This window comes from Streptomyces sp. NPDC058464, from assembly GCF_042721035.1.
Classification (GTDB): Bacteria; Actinomycetota; Actinomycetes; order Streptomycetales; family Streptomycetaceae; genus Streptomyces.
In genome coordinates this window covers 1-19,381 of the sequence record NZ_JBHXMA010000047.1, presented here as the reverse complement: position 1 = coordinate 19,381, position 19,381 = coordinate 1, and the positions used below count along the sequence as shown (strand labels likewise).

Below are 19,381 nucleotides of genomic sequence, written 5' to 3'. Positions count from 1 at the left end.
CCTTGGGACGGGGCGAACGGAAGCGTTGACGGGTGTGCGGGGTCAGAGCCCGCGGTCGAGGAGTTCGGCGACCACCAGGCGGCCGAAGGCGAGGTTGCCGTGGATCGTGTCGTCGGCCTGGCAGAAGACCGCCCGCTGGTGTCCCGAGTCGTCGGTGACGCGGGCGCGCAGATCGACCAACTCCACGCCCCGAGCCGTGAGTTCGGTGCTGATGACGTCCTGGGCGGCGAAGAAGACGGACGCGTCGGACATGCCGGGGACGCGCTGCGGCGGCAGCGGAGCCAGCACACGCAGCCCGAGGGCGGCCGTACGGTCGTAGAAGGCGAGCGCGCCGCGGACACTAGCCCGGACCAGGTCGGCGAACAGGCCGCTGCGCAGGAACCGTTCGGGCACGCTGCCGTGCCGGTCGCGGTGGATGTCCCAGTTCTGCCGGGTGGCCACCGTGTGCGCGCTCAGCCCGAACGTGCACACGAGCGGCACCCCGAGCCCCGCGAACCCGGCCACGTCCAGGGTGTTCAGGAACTCCCCGACCAGCCGCCGCGTCTCGGCGTCCCGGAAGACCAAGTCACCTTTGTCGTCGAGGTCGTCGAGGTCGTCGAGGAACGGCCCGAGGAAGTCCCGCCCCGAGCCGACCGGTCCGCCCACGAAGGGCAGCCCCGCCTGCTGCGCGGCCCGCCCGACACAGCCGGCGTGGGAGTCACCGAGCAGGAGGAACCGGGCGGGAACGGGGGGCGTAGTAGTCGAGTACGGCGTCGTCACACCAGTGGTCCTCTCCGCCGGTGACGGGGGTGGAATGCGCGCGGGCGGGCGCGGGCGGCGCGGTGTCGGTAGCGGGCCGGACACCCCGGAAGAAGTGCCGCATCACGAAGGCCACCCCGTCGGGGGTGACCGTGCGCAGGTTCGGCTCGTAGAACGCCGCCCGGTACGGAAAGCCCGTGACGATCTCGTACGACGGGAAGTAGTCGACGTCGTCGGAGGCGTCGGCGAGCTGGCCGGCCGCGGCGCGCAGCACCGACTTGGAGTGGGTGGTGGCGACCAGCGCGTGGCGGCCGGTGGCGGTCGCCGTCAGCGGGACCGGGGAGACGGTGAGGACCGTGCGCAGCCGGGAGTTGACGCCGCGCGCCATCGCGAGCACGTCGGTGAGGTCGCGGAGCACCCGGTCCACCGTGTGGTTGTGCAGGACGTGCCGGCCGGGGTCGTAGGTGCCGCGCACCGTACCGGGGCACATCGGCAGGACGGTACCGGTACGGACGTCGTGCCAGGCCTCCGTCAGGCCGAGGGTGAACACCAGTACCTCGGCCCGGTCGAGGGCGGTCCGGACCGCGTCCAGGGTGACCGCGCGGGCGCGCAGCACGTCGTCCGCACAGGCGTGGCCGTCCGGCTCCACGGTGGGCCGGTAGGGGTCGTGGAAGGCGCCGGCCTCCTCCCACACCTCCTCCGGCGGCTTCTCCTCCTCCAGCGCCCAGGCGACCCACTGGCGCAGCGCGGCGGCCGTGTAGATGTTGCCGGTCCGGAAGGAGAACCGGCGGTATCCGCGCGCCGCCTGCTCGGCGGGCGTCAGGCCCGGGGGCGGGAGCTCGGCGTCGTACCAGTGCATGCCCTCCGTCAGGAGGGCCCGGCCGATGTGCGCGGCGAAGCAGGATCCGGCGGTGACCACGGGATCGTCCTGGCCGATCGTGAACTTCGGCGTCCACAGGCCGTCGATGTCCGCGGCGTCGGGCTCGGCGACCGCGGTGCGCCAGAACGACCTCGCGGGCAGGTGGGTGTACGGATGCTGCACGGTTGGTCTCCTCAGATCCGTCCGGCGGGCTGCGGCCGGGCGGCGGACGGGGACCCGGTCTCGGCCAGGGTGGCGGCGATCTCCCGGACATGGGGTTCGGCGACGATCTGGTAGTGGTCGGCGTCGACGTGGTGCAGCCGGTACGGCGAGGGAAGGTGGGCGTCCCAGGCACCGGGGGCGGTCGGTTCGGGCGCGAGCGGGGCCTCGGCCACGGGGCGTGCCGCCAGCCATACGGCGGCGGGCGTCCGGCGCAGCCGCGGCAGCCGGTGCCCGGCCATGGCCGCCAGGTTGGCACGGCAGCAGCGCGCGAGCCGCTCGGCGTAGACACGACCGGCCTCCGTGAGGGGACCGACGGTGCCGGTGAGGGGCTCGGCGGCACCGGTGAGGGGTTCGGCGGTGTCGTGCATCGGCTCGGTCGGCCGCCCCGCACCGTTTCCGCCCAACTCGCGGGCGAAGACGGCCTGTACGCGCTCCTCGTCGTAACCGGCGAAGCGATGTCCCGTCCCGGGCGGCGGCGGGTCGAGGAGATGGAGGGCGGTCACCGGCCGGTCGCCGGCCTCGGCGAGCGTGGCCATCGACAGCGCGGTCCACGCCCCGAACGACCAGCCGGCGAGCGCCAGTCGGCGCCCGGGTTCCGGGAACTCCCGTCGCACGGCGGCCAGGTAGAGGGCGGCGCGCTCGTCGATGGAGCGGTCGGGCAGCCCGGGATCGCGCAGCCCGGGGTCGGCGATCAGGCAGACGGTGAGGTCGTCGGGCAGGGCGGACACCAGCGGCCGGTAGGCCTGGATGTCCCCGCCCACCGGATGCACGAGGCACAGCACGTCCGGCCCCGGGCCGCGCTGCCACACCTCGACGTCCACCGTGCCCTGCGGGCGGACACCGCTGTCGTCGAGGTGCCCGAGGAGCTCCGCGAGGCTCACCCGGTGGCTGAGCCGGGACAGCTCGATGTCGGTGCCGTGCCGGCGTTTGATCTCGTCGAGGAGCTCCAGCAGGGTCAGCGAGTCGGCGCCCAGGTCGTACAGGGGCGCCTGCGGGTCGACGGTGTCCACGCCGAGCAGGTCGAGGAGGATTCCGGTGATCTCCGCGCCGGGGTCGCGCTGGACGGGAGCGGCGGGTGCGGGCGCGGGAGCAGCGGGCCCGGAGGCGGGGGCCGGTTCGTAGAAGGCCCGGGCTTCCGTGAGGTCCGTGGTGCTCACCATGAGGTGAGGCAGTTGGAGATGCAGGGCCCGCTCGAAGAGGGCCGTACCCTCCTCGGGGGTGAGCGCCACGGTCAGGTGTTCGCGATGCCGGGCGTCCGCCCTGGCGGCGGCGTGCTGCTGGGCCATGCCGACGTCCCGCCACGCGTCCCAGCCGACACTCGTGCGTACGGTGGCGTCGCCGCCGGGCGCGGTGTGGTGGGCGTAGGCGTCGAGGCAGGCGTTGGCGGCCGCGTAGTCGAACTGGCCGATTCCGCCGAACCGGGCCGCCATCGAGGAGCAGTACAGGACGTAGTCGGGGGCGTGCTCGGCGACGAGCAGCTCGACGAGCAGGGCGCCGCGCAGCTTGGCCGCCGTGACCCCGCGCGCGGCGGTCGGTTCGCGCCGGGCCAGGAGTCCGCCCGCGGCGGTGCCGGCGGCGTGCACGATGCCGGCCAGACCGTCGAGCAGCGGGGCCAGCCGGTCCGCGACGGCCGCGGGTTCCTCGGCCGCCAGGTCGGCCGTGACGAGGGTGACGCGCTCGCCGAACCTCCGCAGCGCGGCCGGCACTTCGGCGCCGCGGGCCACCAGGACGACCCGGTTTCCGGGGTGTCGCAGGAGGCTCGCGGCCAGGGTGGTGCCGAGGCCGCCCGTGCCGCCGAGGACCAGATGGGTGCCCGGTACGGCGGCGGGCCGGGGGGTCTCGCCCACGGGCACCGGCACGGTGGTGCGCTGCCACCAGAAGCCGTCCCGCAGGGCCGTCGCCCGGTCGGTCACGGCGATGGTGTCGTCGAGGAGCAGGTCGGGCAGGTGGGCGGCCCAGCCGGCCGGGTGCGCGCCGGGCAGGTCGGCCCAGCGCAGGGTGACGCCCAGTTCCTGCCGGGGGACTTCCAGGGCCGCGGCGAGCAGTCCGGCCTCGGGGGTGTGCACGCTCCCGGTGACCGGCTGCGCCCGCTGGGACAGCAGCCAGGCCCGGGGCCGTTCCGTCGCCGGGCGGCCGGCGAGGGCCAGGGCGAGGGCGGCGACCGTGTCGAGGCAGGCCCACTCGGCGGTGCCCAGCGCGGCCGTGGTCGCATCGCCGTCGAGGGCGAGCGGAAGGGCGTGCAGCCAGTCGACGGCCGGTCCGTCCGTCCGGTCCGGTCCGACGGCGCCGTCCACGCCGGTGAGGCGGTCGAGCAGGGCGCCGAGCTGCTCGGCGTCGGCGACATCGGCCTCGTAGCGGTCGTCGCCGATCCGGGTCAGGCCCTGCCCGGCGCGTACGGTCACCACGCGGGCGTAGTGGCGTTCCAGGAACCGCCAGTTCTCGCCGTCCTGCCCGGGGCCGAGCACCACCACGGCGGTACGGCGGGACACCGGGGCGGCGGTACGGGCGCGCCGGGAGCGGGTCCACAGAGGCTGGTGCAGCCACTGCGCGGCGGGCAGCCGGGAGCTCCCGGCCCGCTCCCCGGAGGCACGCGAGGCCCGCTCCTCGGAGGCACGTGAGGCCCGCTCCTCGGGGGCGCGCGGGAAGTCGTACTCGGCGGTGTCGAAGGCGGGCGGCGGGAAGTCCCAGGGCGCGGGTGCCGGGCCCGCCGGCCACCCGACGGTGCGGCCGGCCGCCCATGCCGCGGCGAGGGTGTGCGCGTCGCGGTCCTCTACCGCCGGCGCGTCCTGGGACGGGGGCGCGGTGACCGTCGGCAGCGCCCGCAGCCAGGCGACGGCCGAGGCGGCGTCGGGGCAGACGGCCGCCGCGCGGTGGGCGAGGGCGGGACGCCCGGCCTGGAGGTGCCGCAGCACCCGGGGGTAGGCGCCGGGACGGGTCGTGAGGTAGTCGGCGATGCGCCGGCCGTCCGCGCGGACCGCGGCCTCCGAGGCGCCGGACAGCACCAGGCACGGCAGCGGCTCCGCCGTGTCCGTCTCCGTCTCCGGCACCGGGTCCGGCTGCTCCAGGAGCACATGGGCGTTGGTGCCGCCGATACCGAAACTGCTCACCCCGGCCACCCGCCGCGGACCGGCGGGCCAGGGCTCGGCGGCGACCGGGATCCGGAACGGGCCGTCGTCGATCTCCGGGTTGAGCCGGTCGAAGTCGGCTGTCGGCGGGACGACCCCGTGGTGCACGGCGAGCACCGCGCGCACCAGGCCGACGACGCCCGCCGCCGCGCCCAGGTGCCCGATCTGGCTCTTCACGGACGACAGCGCCACCCGCGCGTCCTGCGCCAGCCCGTACGCCTGTCGCAACGCGGCCGCCTCGACCGGGTCCCCGAGCCGGGTCCCGGTGCCGTGCGCCTCGACGTACCCGATGTCGCCGCCACCGTCACCGTCTCCGCGGCCGCTCGCCTGGAGCGCCGCGCGGATCGCGGCCCGCTGCCCGGGCAGCGACGGGGCGCTGTAACCGAGCTTGCCGGAGCCGTCGTTGTTCAGCCCCGAGCCGGTGACGACCGCGTACACGGTGTCGCCGTCCCGGCGGGCCGCGGTCAGCGGTTTCAGGACGACCACGCCGGTGCCGCTCGCCCCCACGGTGCCCTCGGCGTCCGCGCTGAAGGGCCGGCAGTGCCCGTCGGGGGAGAAGATGTGCTGCGGCCGGTAGGTGTAGCCGTCCGTCAGCTCCGTGTCGACGAGGACCCCGCCGACCAGCATCACGTCGGCGTCGCCCTGCCGCAGCAGGCCGGCCGCGACGTGCACCCCGGCGAGCGAGCTGGAGCAGGCGGACTGGAGCGTGAACGCCGGTCCGGTGAGCCCGAGATGGTAGGCGGCCTTGGTGGCGAGGAAGTCCTTCTCGTGGTGCAGGGCGAGCCGGAAGGAGTCGGGCAGCAGGTCCGGGTCGCCGTCGCGGAGCATGCGCCGGAAGTAGGTGTTCTCGCCGCAGGAGGCGACCAGACCGACCCGGAGCCGGGCCGGGTCGCCGATTCCGGCGTGGGCCAGCGCTTCGGCGCAGTTCATGAGCAGTTGGCGCTGCTGGGGGTCCATCAGCCGGGCCTCGTGCGGGCTGATCGTGAACCGGCCCGGGTCGAAGTCGAGCGGTCCGGCCAGTTGGCTGCGGGCGCCGACCCGGCCGTCGGCCGCGGCGAAGTGCTCGATCCCGCGCCGGCCGGAGACGACCAGGTCCCAGAACGCGGCCAGGTCGGGCGCGCCCGGCAGCCGTACGGCCATGCCGACGACGGCGACCGGTTCGTCCGCTGTCCGCCGGGCGTCGCCCGACGCCTCCGGCCGGCGGGCCGGGGTGTCGCGGTCGGTGCCGTCGTCCGTGAGCAGCCGGGCCAGGGCGCGCAGGGTGACGTGCTCGAACAAGTCCGGTACGGAGAACGCGAGATCGCCCTCTCCCGCGCATCTGAGCTGGAAGCGCATCAGGTCCAGGCTGGTGGCCCCGGCGTCGAGGAACCGCTCGTCCACGGAGACCGTCCGCCCGGTCGCCGCCCGGAACAGCTCGGCCAGCCGTCCTTCCAGCGCCGTCACCCCGGCGTCCGCGCGGTCGTCCGCCCGCGATACGTGCCCTGGCCGCGATTCACGCCCTGACCGTGGTTCGTGCACCGGCCTTGGTTGGGGCGTCGGCCATGGTTCGTGCGCCGGCCGAGGCTCGTGCGCCGGCCGCAGTTCCCGCCCCGGCGCGGTGAGCGCCGCCCGGCGGTCCAGCTTGCCGCTGGGCGTGCGCGGCAGGTCCGTCACGCGGCGGAAGACGGCGACCCGGACGTAGGCGGGCAGCAGCAGCGCCAGCCGCCGGGTCAGGTCCGCGGGGTCGGGATCCTCGCCCCGGCACTGGAGAGCGGCGACCAGCCGGCCGTCCAGCACTCCCGCGACCGCGTTGACCACCCCGGGCAGCTCCAGCAACGCGGCCTCGACCTGGCCCAGTTCGAGGCGGTGTCCGCCCAGCTTGACCTGGCCGTCGTCGCGCCCCGCGTAGTGCAGCAGACCGCGCGCGTCGAAGCGGGCACGGTCCCCGCTCCGGTAGAGGGTGCCCAGCTCGGGGGCGTCGAGGAACCGGTCGCGGTGTGCGGCGGGGTCGCCGAGGTAGCAACGGCCCGCCATCGGACCGCCGATGAGCAGGTCGCCCGTCACACCCGGCGGGACGGGCAGACCGCCCTCGTCGACCACCCGCAGCACGGCCCCCGCCACCGGGCGCCCGATGGCGGGACGGACCGGCCAGGCGGCGGGGTCGCCCTCCAGGCACAGGGCGCTGACGACATGGGTCTCGGTCGGGCCGTAGTGGTTGAACAGGCGTGCCCCGTCCGGCAGCCCCGCGAACCAGCGCCGGATCGCGTCCGTGCACACCAACTGCTCCCCGGCGGTGACGACATCACGCAGCCGGGACGGGAACACCCCCAGGCGCACGCCGTGTTCGGCGAGCAGCTGCAACGCCACGTACGGAAGGAAGATCCGCTCCGCGCCGCCCGTCTCCAACTGCGCGAGCAGCGTGGGCACGTCCTGCCGCCAGGACGGACGCACCAGGCGCAGCTCGCCGCCGGAGCACAGCGTGGTGAGGATCTCCTGGAAGGAGACGTCGAACGAGAGCATGGAGAACTGCTGGGTGACGGCGGGCCGTTCGAGTCCGCCGGCGGTCCGCTGCCAGGTGAGCAGGGAGCACAGGGTCCGGTCGGGGACCTGGACGCCCTTGGGGGTGCCGGTGGAGCCCGAGGTGAACAGGGTGTACAGGGGCCGGAGTCCGTGGTGCCGGTACGGCACGGGCGGCGCGGTGGGCCTGCGGGTGAGGGTGACGACGTGCCGCGGCAGGTCCGGCGGGGCGATCGTGGCCAGGACGTCGAGGTCCTGGGCGCCGGTCAGCACGCACAGGGGAGCGGCACGGTCCAGCACATGACGCAGCAGGGCCGGCGGGTAGGCGGGGTCGAGGGGGACGACGGTCAGGTTGCGGCGGGCCGCCGCGAGCAGGGCGACGACGTGCTCGACGGACGGCTGGAGGTACAGGGCCACGGACGCCGGGGCGGCGGGGTCCTCGGGCACGCTCAGGAGCGACGCCAACTCGTCGGCCTGGGCGTCGAGTTCGGCGTAGGTGAGGGTGGTCCCGCCGAGGGTGACGGCGGGCGCGTCCGGAGTGCGGGCGACCTGGCGGGCGAAGCCCTCGGCGACCGTCGTGAAGTCGGCTGCCACCGGAGCGCCGTGGACGGTCGCGGACGTGCGGTGCGGAGCGACGAGTTCGCGCACGGTGAGGTCGCCGTCGCCGTCGCTGTTGCCGTCGCCGGTCAGCCGGTCCAGGGCCCGCCGGAACAACCGGGCCGCCGCCTTTGCGCGTTCGGCACCGAAGTCGTCGCGGTACTCCCAGAGACAGCCGAACCCCGACTCGTCCTCCACCACCGACAGCGTCAGCGCGCACTTGGCGCCCGCGGGCTCGGGCCACAGGGGCTCGATCGCACAGCCGGCCAGGCGCAGCGCGGAGAACTCCGTGTTCTCCAGGACGAAGAGGTAGTCGAACAGGGGAGTGCGGTCACGGAACGCCGGATCGGTGAGCAGATCGGCGAGGAGGACCTCCTCTCCCTCCAGCACCCGGCGCACGCTGTCCGCGTGCGCGGTGAGGTGAGCGCGCAGGGAGTCGTCGGGCCGCACGGCGAGGTCGAGGAGCACGGTGTTCGCGAACATGCCGACGCTCTCGGCGAACTCGGGACGCGGCCGGTTCGCCACCGGAGCGGCGACCAGCGGCCGGGCCTGCCCGGTCACGCCGTACAGACACGCGGCGAACGCCGACACCAGCAACTGGAACCTGGTCAGGCCGAGTTCGGTGGCCCGCCGGTCCAGTGCGGTACGGCGGACCAGGTCGAGGGAGGTGCGCAGCAGTCCGGCCCGCGGCCCGGCCGACGACGCGGGCTCGGGAGCGGGGAGGGCGGGTGACGGCTCCGTCGCGTCGGCGTAGTGGTCGCCCAGCCGGGCGCGTTGGCGTTCGTAGGCGGGCGTCGCGCGCCAGTCGCGCTGCCAGCGGGCCAGGTCGAGGGGGCTTGCGGCCGGCGCCGGCCGCCCGGCGTCGCCCGCGTAGGCCTCGGTGAGGTCGCGGAAGAGGAGGTTGAGCGACCAGCCGTCCACGGCCGCGTGGTGCAGATGCAGAAGCAGCAGACCGCCGTCGGCCCGCTCCACCCACGCGGCCCGCACCATGTGCGGTTCGGTGAGGTCGAAGCGGTGCGCGAAGAAGCGGCCGGCGGTCTCCTGCCAGGGCTCCCCGGCCGGGGCGTCGAGCGGCTGCCAGGGGTCGTAGGGCGCCTCGGCCCGCTGCAGCAGGCCGTCCGGGGCGGGGACCAGCCGGGTGCGCAGGGCGGGGTGCCGCGCCACCAGCGTGCGCAGCGCTCGGCGCAGTGCCCGCGGGTCGACGGCGCCCTGGACGCGGAAGGCGAGCGGCACGTCGTAGGAGCGGTCGTCGGGGTCGCGCCGATGCAGCAGCCAGAGGCGTTCCTGCTCGCTGGTGGCAGGCGCCGCCGTGGCGTCCGCGGCGGGCGGCACCGGTGGGCGGGAGTCCGCCTCGGCGGTGCGTACGGCGTCCGCGAGAGCGGCGAAGTCGGCCTGCAGCACCAGACCCTGGGGGATGTCGACGCCGTACCGCTCCAGGATCGCGAAGCGGAACCGCACCGCCTTCAGGGAGTCGCCGCCGCTCGGGATCCAGCGGTCGTCGGGCAGCAGGCCGCCGACGGCGAGGATCTCCTCGGCGACCTCCAGGACCTGCCGCTGCCCGGCACTGACCGGCACGGCGTCCGCACGTCTCCCGCGCCACGGAGTGCCCGCCCCGCGCAGCAGCGCGGCCTGGTCGACCTTGCCGTTGGCGGTCAGCGGGAGTTCCGCCACGAGGTATGTGTGGTGGGGGCGCATGTACGGCGGCAGGGCGGTGCCGAGGTGACGTTCGTAGTCGGCGAAGGAGAGGTCGTCGCCGAGGACGAGGAAGGCCAGCAGTTCGTGCCGGTCCGCCGTGTCACGCCGGGTGCAGACGTGCGCGTGCCGGACGGCGGGCAGGGTCAGGATCCGCTGCTCCACCTCGCCGGGTTCGATGCGGAAGCCGCGCACCTTGACCTGCCGGTCGGCGCGTCCGACGTAGTGCACGCGCCCGTCGGCGTCCTGGCGGACCAGGTCACCGGTCCGGTACCAGCGGTGCGCGGTGCCGTCCTCGTCCTCCGACTGCACGAAACAACGCTCGGTCAGTTCCGGCAGATTGCGGTATCCGCGTGCCAACGCTGCGCCCGAGAGCAGGAGTTCGGCCACCTCGCCGTCCTCCGCGGTGCGCCCGTCCGCGGTGCGCAGCAGCAGCCCGGTCCCGGGCAGCGGGGTGCCGATCGGGACCGAGTCGCCGTCGAAGTCCCGGGGGATCGGGTGGCAGAGCGCGAACGTTGTGGCCTCCGTCGGCCCGTACACGTTGTGAAGGACGGTGGCGGAGTCCGGGTTGGCGGCGTACCAGGTGCGGATCGCGCGCGGGTCGAGCCGTTCGCCGCCGACGAGGACCTGGCCGGCGTCGGCGAAGCAGCCGGGAACCTTGTCGACGACCGTGTTGAAGAGCGCCACCGTGATGAACGCGGTGTCGACGCGGCGTTCGCGCAGCGCGGCCGCGAACCGCTGCGGGCTGTGCACGACGGAGTCGTCCAGCACGACGCAGACGCCGCCGGTGAGCAGCGGGGCCCAGACCTCGAAACTGAGCGCGTCGAAGGCCGGGTTGGACAGACAGGCGAAGCGGGCGCCGGGCCGCGGGTCGAGCCAGCCGGGCCGGGCCAGCCGCAGCACACCCGCGTCGGTGACCTCGACGCCCTTGGGACGGCCGGTGCTGCCGGAGGTGTAGAAGACGAAGGCGGTCGGGTCGTCCGCGTCACCGACGGGTTCGGCTGCCGTCGCGGCCGTGGGTGACGCGGCCGGGCCGAGGAGGAGGTCGGCGTCGATCCCGTGCACGTGCTCGGCCGTACCGTCGTGGACGACCGCGACGGCGGCGGAGTCGTCGAGGATGTGACGTTGCCGGTCGGGCGGGCTGAGCCGGTCGAGGGGGACGACGGCGGCCCCCGCGCGGCGGATGCCGAGCATGACGCACACCAGCTGCCAGGAGCGGGGCAGGCAGACCGCGACGGACTGCCCGGCGGCCACGCCCCGTTCCCGCAGCCTCGCGGCGACCCGGCCGCTGAGCAGGTCGAGTTCCGCGTAGTCGAGCACGCGGCCACCGTCCTCGACGGCGACGGCGGAGGGCGCGCGGCGAACCTGGGCGAGTACGGCCTGGACGAGCCCGGCGTCGGCCTGGACGAGCCCGGCGACGGCCGGGACGCCGTCGGCCGGGACGCCGTCGGCCGGGACGATGTCGGCCGGGACGATGTCGGCCGGTTCGGAGGGCGCGGTGCGGTCGGTCATCGGACTTCTCCCGCCGGTACGGCGACGGAGTGTGTCGCGTGCCTCGACTGCCCTTCGTGATGGGCGAGTTCGGCGGCGAGCAGAGCGGCGACCCGGGCGGTCTCGGCGCCCTCCAGGATCTCCCAGTGGTCGCATGCCATCGTCTCGACGCGGAACTCGCCCTGTGCGCGCCGCCGCCAGAAGGCGCGGACCTCGGCGTGGAAGGGGGTGTCGGCACCGTCCGGCACGGCCTCCGCGAGGACCAGCCGGGCCGGGGAGGCGGCCGGGAGGTGATCGCGGGCGGTGAGCCGGTTGTGGTTGTAGATCCGGAAGTAGCGGTCCACCTGGGCGTCGTCGATGCCGGGGTACATCCCGTTGAACCGTACGAGCTTGTCGCGGAACTCGTCCGCGTCGACGGCGGTGATCGCCGCCCGGGCCTCGGTGTCGTCGGTCGCCTGCGTGTCGAGGAGGACCACGCTCACGTCGGTGCGTCCGGCGGCGCCGAGCAGGCGTCCCATCTCGTGGGCGACGAGGCCGCCGTAGGAGAGCCCGGTCAGGACGAGCGGACCCCGGCCGAGCGGTTCGAGGAGGCGCAGGTACTCCTCCGCCATGGCCTCCACGGTGGGCAGCACGTCCTCTCCCGGGTTCACGCCGGGGGACTGGATGCCGTAGAGGCCGGCCTGTGCGGGCAGGTGGGCGGCGAGGGGCAGGTAGCAGAAGGCGGTGCCGCCGGCCGGGTGGACGCAGACGACCCGGGGGCCGGTACCCCGGCGGAACTCGATCAGGCTGCCCGTGGCGCGGTTCGCGCCGTCCTCGCGCAGCAGCGCTGCCAGCGCCTCGATCGTCGGCCGGACCACGACCTCGGCGACGGGCAGCCGGCGGCCGAAGGTCTCGGTGACCTCGTGGGCCATCTTGATGGCGGACAGCGATGTGCCGCCGAGGTCGAAGAAGTTGTCGCCGACGCCTATCGCGGGGTGCAGCAGGATGCGCTGCCAGATGCGGTACAGGGCGTGCTCGACGTGGTCGCGCGGGCTGGCGGTGTTGACCTGGTCAGACGTCTGCTCGTGGACCAGGCGGAGCAGAGCGGCGCGGTCGAGCTTCCCGCTGCGGCCCAGCGGCAGGGTCTCCAGGTCGAGGACGACGGCGGGGACCATGTAGTCCGGCAGACTGCGGGCGAGTGCCGTGCGCCAGTCGGCGCTGCCGCGCGCCGCGACGGCACCCCGGCCGACGGCGGCCACCAGCCGGGGCCGGCCCGCCGGGTCCTGGTCGGCGAGGACGACGGCCTCGCGGACGCCGGGCAGCCGCGTCAACGCCGCCGCTATCTCGCCCGGTTCGATGCGGAAGCCGCGCAGCTTCACCTGGTCGTCCGCGCGACCCGCGTAGTGGAGCAGGCCGTCGTCGCCCCAGCGGGCGAGGTCGCCGGTGCGGTAGACGCGGTCGCCGGGTACGAACGGGTCGGGCAGGAAGCGTTCCTCGGTGAGGTCGGGGCGGCCCAGATAGCCGCGGGCGAGGGCCGCCCCGCCGAGGTGGATCTCCCCGACGACGCCGGGCGGGACCGGCTGCATCCGGGCGTCCAGGACGTAGCAGCGGGTGCCCGGGAGCGGGCTGCCGACGGGGCAGGGGCGGTCCAGCGGGCGGGGGTCGTAGTGGGCGGTGCTGTAGAGGGTCGCCTCGGTGGGGCCGTAGCCGAAGCAGACCCGCAGGCCGGGCAGGAGTTCCGTCATGCGGTGCAGCGCCGCTTCGGTGATCGACTCGACCCCGGTCAGCAGCTTGCGCAGGCGCAGCCCGCGCAGCCGTCCGACCGGGTCCTCGTCGACCCACTTGACGTAGGCGGGTGGCAGGAACGCCTGCACGATCTCGTGTTCGCGCAGCCAGGCGAAGAACTCCTCCGGGTCGCCGCGCAGTTCCTCGGGGACGATGTGCAGCACACCGCCGGTGGTGAGGGGCAGCAGGAGTTCGTGGACCGAGGCGTCGAAGCCGATACTGGACCAGGCCGAGCCCGCCTCGCCGGGGGCGGTGCCCATCCGGTCGTGCCAGGCGGAGAAGAGGTTGAGGACGCTGCGGTGCTCGACGGCGACGCCCTTGGGGCGCCCTGTGGACCCGGAGGTGAAGATCACGTAGGCCAGTTGGTCCGGGGCCCGGGTGATCCCGGCCGGCGGCCGGTCCCCGGCCGTTCCCCCGGCATCGACCTCGACCTCGACCTCGACTTCGACCTCGACCTCGGCCTCGATCATGCCGATGTCGAGCCAGTCCCCTGGCCGGTCCGCACCGCGGTGGTCGCTGAGGACCACGGGGCACACGGCGTCCTCGACCATGGCGGCGAGACGTTCCCAGGGCTGCCCGGGGTCGAGCGGGAGATAGGCGGCACCCGCCTTGAGGATGCCGAGGATGCCGACGGCCAGGTCGCCGGTACGGCGTGCGTGCAGTCCGACGACGTCACCCGGGCGGACGGCACGGCCGACGAGGGCGTGCGCGAGCCGGTTGGCACGCCGGTCGAGTGTCGCGTAGTCCATCGTGTGCTCGCGGTCGACGACTGCGGTGGCGGCGGGGTGGGCGCGGACCCGGGCCTCGAAGAGCTCCACGATGCCGGTGGCCGTGCGCAGCGCGGTCGCGATGGTGTCGGAGGAGCCGCCGGCGTCGGGGGAGCCGCCGGCGTCGGGGGAGTTGCCGCTCTCGTCCCGCTGCCGTGTGGCGTCGCCGGTGGCGATCACCGCCTGGCGCTCGCGCGGGTCCATCAGTTCCAGGGTGTCGACGGTGCGGTCCGGGTGCCGGGCCATGTCGGTGAGCAGGTGCCGGAGGTGCCCGGCCCAGCGTTCGGCGGTGGCGGTGTCCAGCAGCGCGGTCGCGTGGTCGAGGTGGCCGGTGACCCGGCCCTCCGACTCGGTCGCCGACAGGGCGAGGTCGAACTTGGCCGGGGCGTGGGCGATCGGCAGCGGCACGGTCTCGACGCCCGGCAGTTTCAGCAGGTCGTGCCGGTCCGGGACCCAGGCCAGCATCGTCTGGAACAACGGGGTGTGGGCCGCGCTGCGGGGCGGGTTCACCACCTCGACGATCCGCTCGAACGGCAGGTCCTGGTGGGCCAGGGCGCCGCGGACCACCGCCCGGGTACGGGCCAGGGCCTCCGCCGCGGTCGGGGAACCGGACAGATCGACGCGCAGCGGAAGGGAGTTGACGAGGAAACCGATGAGGCCGGCGGTGCCCGGGCCACGGCGGCCCGCGACCGGGCTTCCGACAACGATGTCCTGCTGTCCGGAGAGCCGCGACAACAGCACGGCCCAGCCCGTCAGCACCGCCACGAACAAGGTGGCCCCGTGTTCCCGGGCGAGCCCGCGGAGGGCGGCCGTGACGTCCGCGTCCAGCTCGAACCCGACGCGTCCGCCCTCGTAGCCCTGCTCCGCCGGCCGCGGCCCCGGCAGCGGCAGTTCGAGCAGGGGCGGGGCGTCGGCCAACACGCCCTTCCAGTAAGCCTCTTGGGCGGCGAGGTCGCCACCGAGCACCGACTGCCGCTGGGCGTCCGCGTAGTCCGCGTACTGGAGCCGTAACCCGGGCAGCCCGTCGGGCACCCCCGCCGCCAACGCCTCGTAGAGGAGGCCGACTTCGCTCATCATCACGTTCATCGACGTGCCGTCGTAGATACTGTGATGGAACGTCAGTAACAGCACATGGCGTGCGGTGCCGAGGGCGAGCAGCCGGCCGTGCCAGAGCGGACCGGCCGCCAGGTCGAACTCCCGCTCCGCCTCCTCCCGCTGACACGCGGCCACGCGCCCGTCGGGGTCCGTCGACTCGCTGAGGTCCTCGAACTCCAGGGGGATGCCCGAGCCCGCCGGGTCGATGTGCTGGCACACTCCGCCCGCCTCGGCCACCAGTCGGGTCCGCAGGGTCTCGTGCCGGTCGGTCAGGGCGTCGAAGGCGGCGGTCAGGACGCCGGGGTCGAGCGGTCCGGTGAGGAGGAAGGCGAGGGTCTCGTTGTAGGCGGTGTTCCCGCCCGGAAGCTGGGCCAGGAACCACAGCCGCTGCTGGGCGAAGGACGCCGGCCGGACACGGCGGTCCGGATCCGCGGGGGCGAGACGGGGAGTGTTCAGCACCGGCAAGGCCTGGCCTTCCTGTCGGGGAACGGGACCGGGGACGGAACGGAGGCGCGGCGAATGACGGCATCGCGCGAAGTGCCGGAGGGGGATGCGAAGTGGGGGGTGCGAAGTGGGGGGTGCGAAGTGGAGAGTTCGAGATGGGGGGGCGAGGCGGGGGGATGTGAAGTGGGGGGATGCGTAGGTATCGGCAGGTGGGGGAGGACCGACGGGGGATACGCGTGGTGCGGATGCGCACACTGGGGCGTCAGTTGTGCAGAGTTTCTCAGGAGGCTCCGTGACGTGGTTGTGATCATCAGTCACGCGCTCAGGACATGTCAACACTTGACTTTGCTGCGGGAGTTGACCTATTTGAGCGGGCTCATCCGGCGGCGGCCGCGCCCGGAAAGACCCGCGCCCGGGAAGACTCGTGCCGCCTCGCGAGGAGTCGCGGGTCACACCTGCGGTGCGTGGGCCAGGTAGGCGAGGACCGCGAGGACCCGGCGGTGGCCGCTGTCGCTCGGTGGCAGGTGGAGCTTGAGGAAGACGTTGCCGATGTGCTTGTGGACCGCGCGCTCGGTGACGACGAGGGTCCTGGCGATGGTGGCGTTGTCGTGGCCCTCGGCCATCAGCGACAGCACCTCGCGCTCGCGGGGCGTGAGGGAGTCGATCGGGGAGTCCTTGCGGCGGGTGAGGAGCTCGGTGACGACCTCGGGGTCCAGCGCGGTGCCGCCGCCGGCCACCCGCTCCAGCGCGTCGAGGAACTCGTCGACCCGGCCCACCCGGTCCTTGAGGAGATACCCGATGCCGCTGCTTCCACCGCTCAGCAGCTCACCGGCGTAGGTCTCCTCGACGTACTGCGAGAGCACCAGCACCGGCAGTCCGGGCAGCTTCTCGCGCGCCTCCAGCGCCGCCCGCAGTCCCTCGTCGCGGAAGCCCGGGGGCATCCGCACGTCGAGCACGGCCACGTCCGGGCGGTGTTCCAGGAGCGCGGGCATGATCTCCGGCCCGCTCCCGGCGACGGCCACGACGTCGTGCCCGGCCGAGGTCAGCAGCAGGACCAGTCCCTCCCGCAGGAGGGCATTGTCCTCGGCGATCACCACACGCACGGCAACTCCACTTCGATCACGGTCGGCCCCCCGACCGGGCTGGACACTTCCATGGTTCCGTCGAGCGCGGCGACCCGCCGCCGCATGCCGAGCAGCCCCGAGCCGCCGCCCTCGCCCTCGGACCCGGACACCGACGAGGACACCCCCGCACCGCCGCGGCCCTCGTCCCGGACCCGCACGCGCAGTCCGCGCCGGGCCCGCACCAGCTGGACCTCGGCACGGGACACCCCGCTGTACTTGGCGACGTTCGTCAGCGACTCCGCCACCGCGAAGTAGGCGGCCGCCTCCACCGCCGCGGGCGCCCGCACCCCCTGCTCCAGACCGCCGTCGTCCACGGCCACCTCAAGGCCACTGCCCGCCGCCAGCGCCCGCACGGCGCCCGCCAGGCCCCGGTCGCTCAGGATCGGCGGATGGATGCCGCGCACCACCTGCCGCAGCTCGGTCAGCGCCTTCTCGGCCTGTTCCTGGGCCTCGTCGAGGAGCCGGAGGCCGGTCTCGGGATCGCCGCCGTAGGCGCGCCTGGCGAGCCCGATCCGCAGGGACAGCGCCACCAGCCGGGCCTGAGCCCCGTCGTGCAGGTCCCGTTCGATCCGGCGCAGCTCGGCCTCGTGCGCGGTGATCGCGTCGGCGCGGGTCGCGGCGAGTTCCTGGACCCGGGCCGTGAGCTGTGCCTGCGGGGAGGGCTTGAGCAGTGCCGTCGACCAGTCCGCCTCCAGGTCCGCGAGCCGCACGATCAGCGGCAGGACGACCGCCTCGCGGCGCAGCAGCCCGCACCACAGGCCGTCGACGACCAGTCCCACCGGCCACAGCGGCAGGGCGAGGCCGAGCAGCGCGCCGTAGAACCAGTGGGCGGCCATCCAGCGCGCGTCGGTGCGGGTACCGGGATCCCGCACGGCCGTGACCACCCGCTCGCGCACGGTCCCGGTCAGGGGCCGGTACGCCTCGGGGATCCGCACCCCGGTCCACGCGGCGGTCAGGCCCCGCTTGGCTCCCGCGATCCGCCGGACCAGCAGCACCGTCTCGGGCAGCAGCCAGACGCCGACGACCACCAGCGTGCCGATCGCGGTGATCAGCAGGACGGTGATGAAGATCCACGTTCCGAACGCCATCGCGGCGGCCACGAGGAGGTGGACCGTGGCCTCCGCGGCACGCCGCACCGATTTCCACATGAAAGGAAGCTAAGGGTTTTGCTTGAGTCACGCAAGTTTCATGATCGTCTCTCCGTCAGGCTCTGGGTGCCGAGCACCGAGAGCAGCTCCAGCTTCTCGGCGGCCTCCGTGCCCGGCTCGGCCGAGTACACGAGGATGCGCAGGTCGTGCTCCTCGACCCGGAGGTGGTCGCAGTCCAGCGTCAGGGAGCCCACCTGCGGATGCTCGACCGTCTTGCGGGACGCCTCCAGCCGCCCGACGACCCCCGCGTCCCACAGCTCGGCGAACCGCCCGCTCTGCGCACGCAACTCGGCGATCATCCGCCGCAGTTGGCGGTCGGCCGGATAGCGGGCGGCCGTCGAGCGCAGCTCGGCGACCATGCCGGCCTCGAAGGCACGCCGCTCCTCGGGGGTGTGCCGCACCCGGGTCGGCCGCGCGAGGAAGTTGCGCCACACGCCGTTGCGCTCGAAGCCGCGCAGCCCGGACGGATCGCCCATCAGCGCCCCGTACATCGGGTTGGTCACCAGCAGGGTCATGGCCGCGTCGGACACCGCGACGGGCGTGCCGGCCAGCCGGTCGAGGAGCCGCTGGACACTGGGCGTGATGTAGGCGGGCACCATGTCGGGGCCCGGCGGTACCAGCCCCGTCAGCCCGAACAGATACGTCCGCTCGTCCGCGGACAGTCGCAGCGCCCGTGCCAGCGCCTCCACGACCTGCACGGACGGGTTGGTCGCCCGGCCCTGTTCGAGGCGCGTGACGTAGTCGACCGAGATCCCGGCCAGCAGCGCCAGTTCCTCGCGCCGCAGCCCCGCCGCGCGCCGCCGGCCGCCGGCCGGCAGCCCGGCCGCGTCCGGCGCCACCCGGTCGCGCCAGCGCCGCAGTGCCTGTCCGAGTTCCGTCGCCGTCATACCCACAGTCAACACGGCCGGCCGCGGAGGTGCCTGGTACCCGCAGTCCCAGGAAGAAGGGTCTTCTGGCTGCCCCCGCGACCGGGGCGCAGGGTGGAGGCATGACGACAACACTGATCACCGGAGCCAACAAGGGCATCGGCCACGAAACCGCCCGCCGACTCATCGCCGCAGGCCACACCGTGTACATCGGAGCCCGGAACGCCGAACGCGGCCGCCGGGCCGCCGAGGAACTGGGCGGCAGGTTCGTCCACCTCGACGTCACCGACGACGCCTCCGTCGAGGCCGCGGCCAAGACGATCGAGGCCGACGGCGGGCTCGACGTCCTGATCAACAACGCCGGGATCGAGAGCAGGACCGCGGACAACGGCGTCCCCACGGCCGAGACCGTCACCGCGGACCAGATGCGCACCACCTTCGAGACGAACGTCTTCGGTGTCGTCCGCGTCCTGCACGCCTTCCGGCCCCTGCTGGAGCGCTCGGCGGCACCGGTCGTGGTCAACGTCAGCAGCGGCCTGGCCTCGCTGACGGCCCTCTCCGACCCGGACCACTTCGCGCACTTCTACCCGGGCATCGCGTACCCGGCCTCGAAGACCGCGGTCAACATGCTCACCGTGCAGTTCGCGAAGGCGTTCCCGGCCATGCGGATCAACTCCGTCGAGCCCGGCTTCACCAAGACGGACCTGAACGGCAACACGGGCACGCAGACCGTGGAGCAGGGCGCCGAGATCATCGTGCGGATGGCGCAGATCGGCCCGGACGGACCGACCGGCGGCTTCTTCGACGTGAACGGCCGCCTGCCCTGGTGAGTCACGGCATGGCCGCCGGCCGGGCCGCCGCGTTCCGCGCACGCGGCGGCCCGGGGGTCAGCCGAGGCAGATGACCAGCAGGCAGAGCTGCGACGGCGAGGTGGCGGTGGCGGTGGCGGTCGG

General features: G+C 74.2%; 8 protein-coding genes. 1 reads left to right on the top strand and 7 read right to left on the bottom strand.

The genetic code is table 11. The features are described 5' to 3' along the window. Positions 1 to 42: 42 nt before the first annotated feature. The 7 genes from ACFWPQ_RS42315 to ACFWPQ_RS42285 all read right to left on the bottom strand — a co-directional run bounded on the left by ACFWPQ_RS42315 (position 43) and on the right by ACFWPQ_RS42285 (position 18,449). Positions 43 to 759: a hypothetical protein gene (locus ACFWPQ_RS42315; protein WP_384047590.1), complete on the bottom strand. Its 717-nt coding sequence runs from the start codon at positions 757 to 759 to the stop codon at positions 43 to 45. After that, positions 698 to 1,780: a GSCFA domain-containing protein gene (locus tag ACFWPQ_RS42310; RefSeq protein ID WP_384047588.1), complete on the bottom strand. Its 1,083-nt coding sequence runs from the start codon at positions 1,778 to 1,780 to the stop codon at positions 698 to 700. The genes ACFWPQ_RS42315 and ACFWPQ_RS42310 overlap by 62 nt, the downstream gene beginning before the upstream one ends. Before the next feature lie 11 nt (positions 1,781 to 1,791). Further along, on the bottom strand, positions 1,792 to 11,241 hold the full coding sequence (locus ACFWPQ_RS42305) for an amino acid adenylation domain-containing protein (RefSeq protein ID WP_384047585.1): 9,450 nt from the start codon (positions 11,239 to 11,241) through the stop codon (positions 1,792 to 1,794). Beyond that, positions 11,238 to 15,311, bottom strand: a complete 4,074-nt coding sequence (locus ACFWPQ_RS42300) for an amino acid adenylation domain-containing protein (RefSeq protein WP_384047582.1) — start codon at positions 15,309 to 15,311, stop codon at positions 11,238 to 11,240. Before ACFWPQ_RS42300 ends, ACFWPQ_RS42305 begins: the two co-directional genes overlap by 4 nt. Positions 15,312 to 15,739: 428 nt before the next feature. Next, positions 15,740 to 16,393 (bottom strand): response regulator, encoded by a 654-nt coding sequence (locus ACFWPQ_RS42295; protein WP_384047578.1) that lies wholly within the window; start codon positions 16,391 to 16,393, stop codon positions 15,740 to 15,742. Then, positions 16,381 to 17,562 carry a histidine kinase gene (locus tag ACFWPQ_RS42290; protein WP_384047575.1) on the bottom strand — a complete coding sequence of 394 codons (1,182 nt, stop codon included), beginning with the start codon at positions 17,560 to 17,562 and terminating at the stop codon, positions 16,381 to 16,383. The genes ACFWPQ_RS42295 and ACFWPQ_RS42290 overlap by 13 nt, the downstream gene beginning before the upstream one ends. 38 nt (positions 17,563 to 17,600) lie before the next feature. After that, positions 17,601 to 18,449 (bottom strand): helix-turn-helix domain-containing protein, encoded by an 849-nt coding sequence (locus tag ACFWPQ_RS42285; RefSeq protein ID WP_384047572.1) that lies wholly within the window; start codon positions 18,447 to 18,449, stop codon positions 17,601 to 17,603. A 101-nt stretch (positions 18,450 to 18,550) separates the two neighbouring features. On the opposite strand from ACFWPQ_RS42285, the gene ACFWPQ_RS42280 reads away from it, so the two are divergent. Next, on the top strand, positions 18,551 to 19,258 hold the full coding sequence (locus tag ACFWPQ_RS42280) for an SDR family NAD(P)-dependent oxidoreductase (protein ID WP_384047569.1): 708 nt from the start codon (positions 18,551 to 18,553) through the stop codon (positions 19,256 to 19,258). The last annotated feature ends 123 nt before the right edge of the window (positions 19,259 to 19,381 follow it).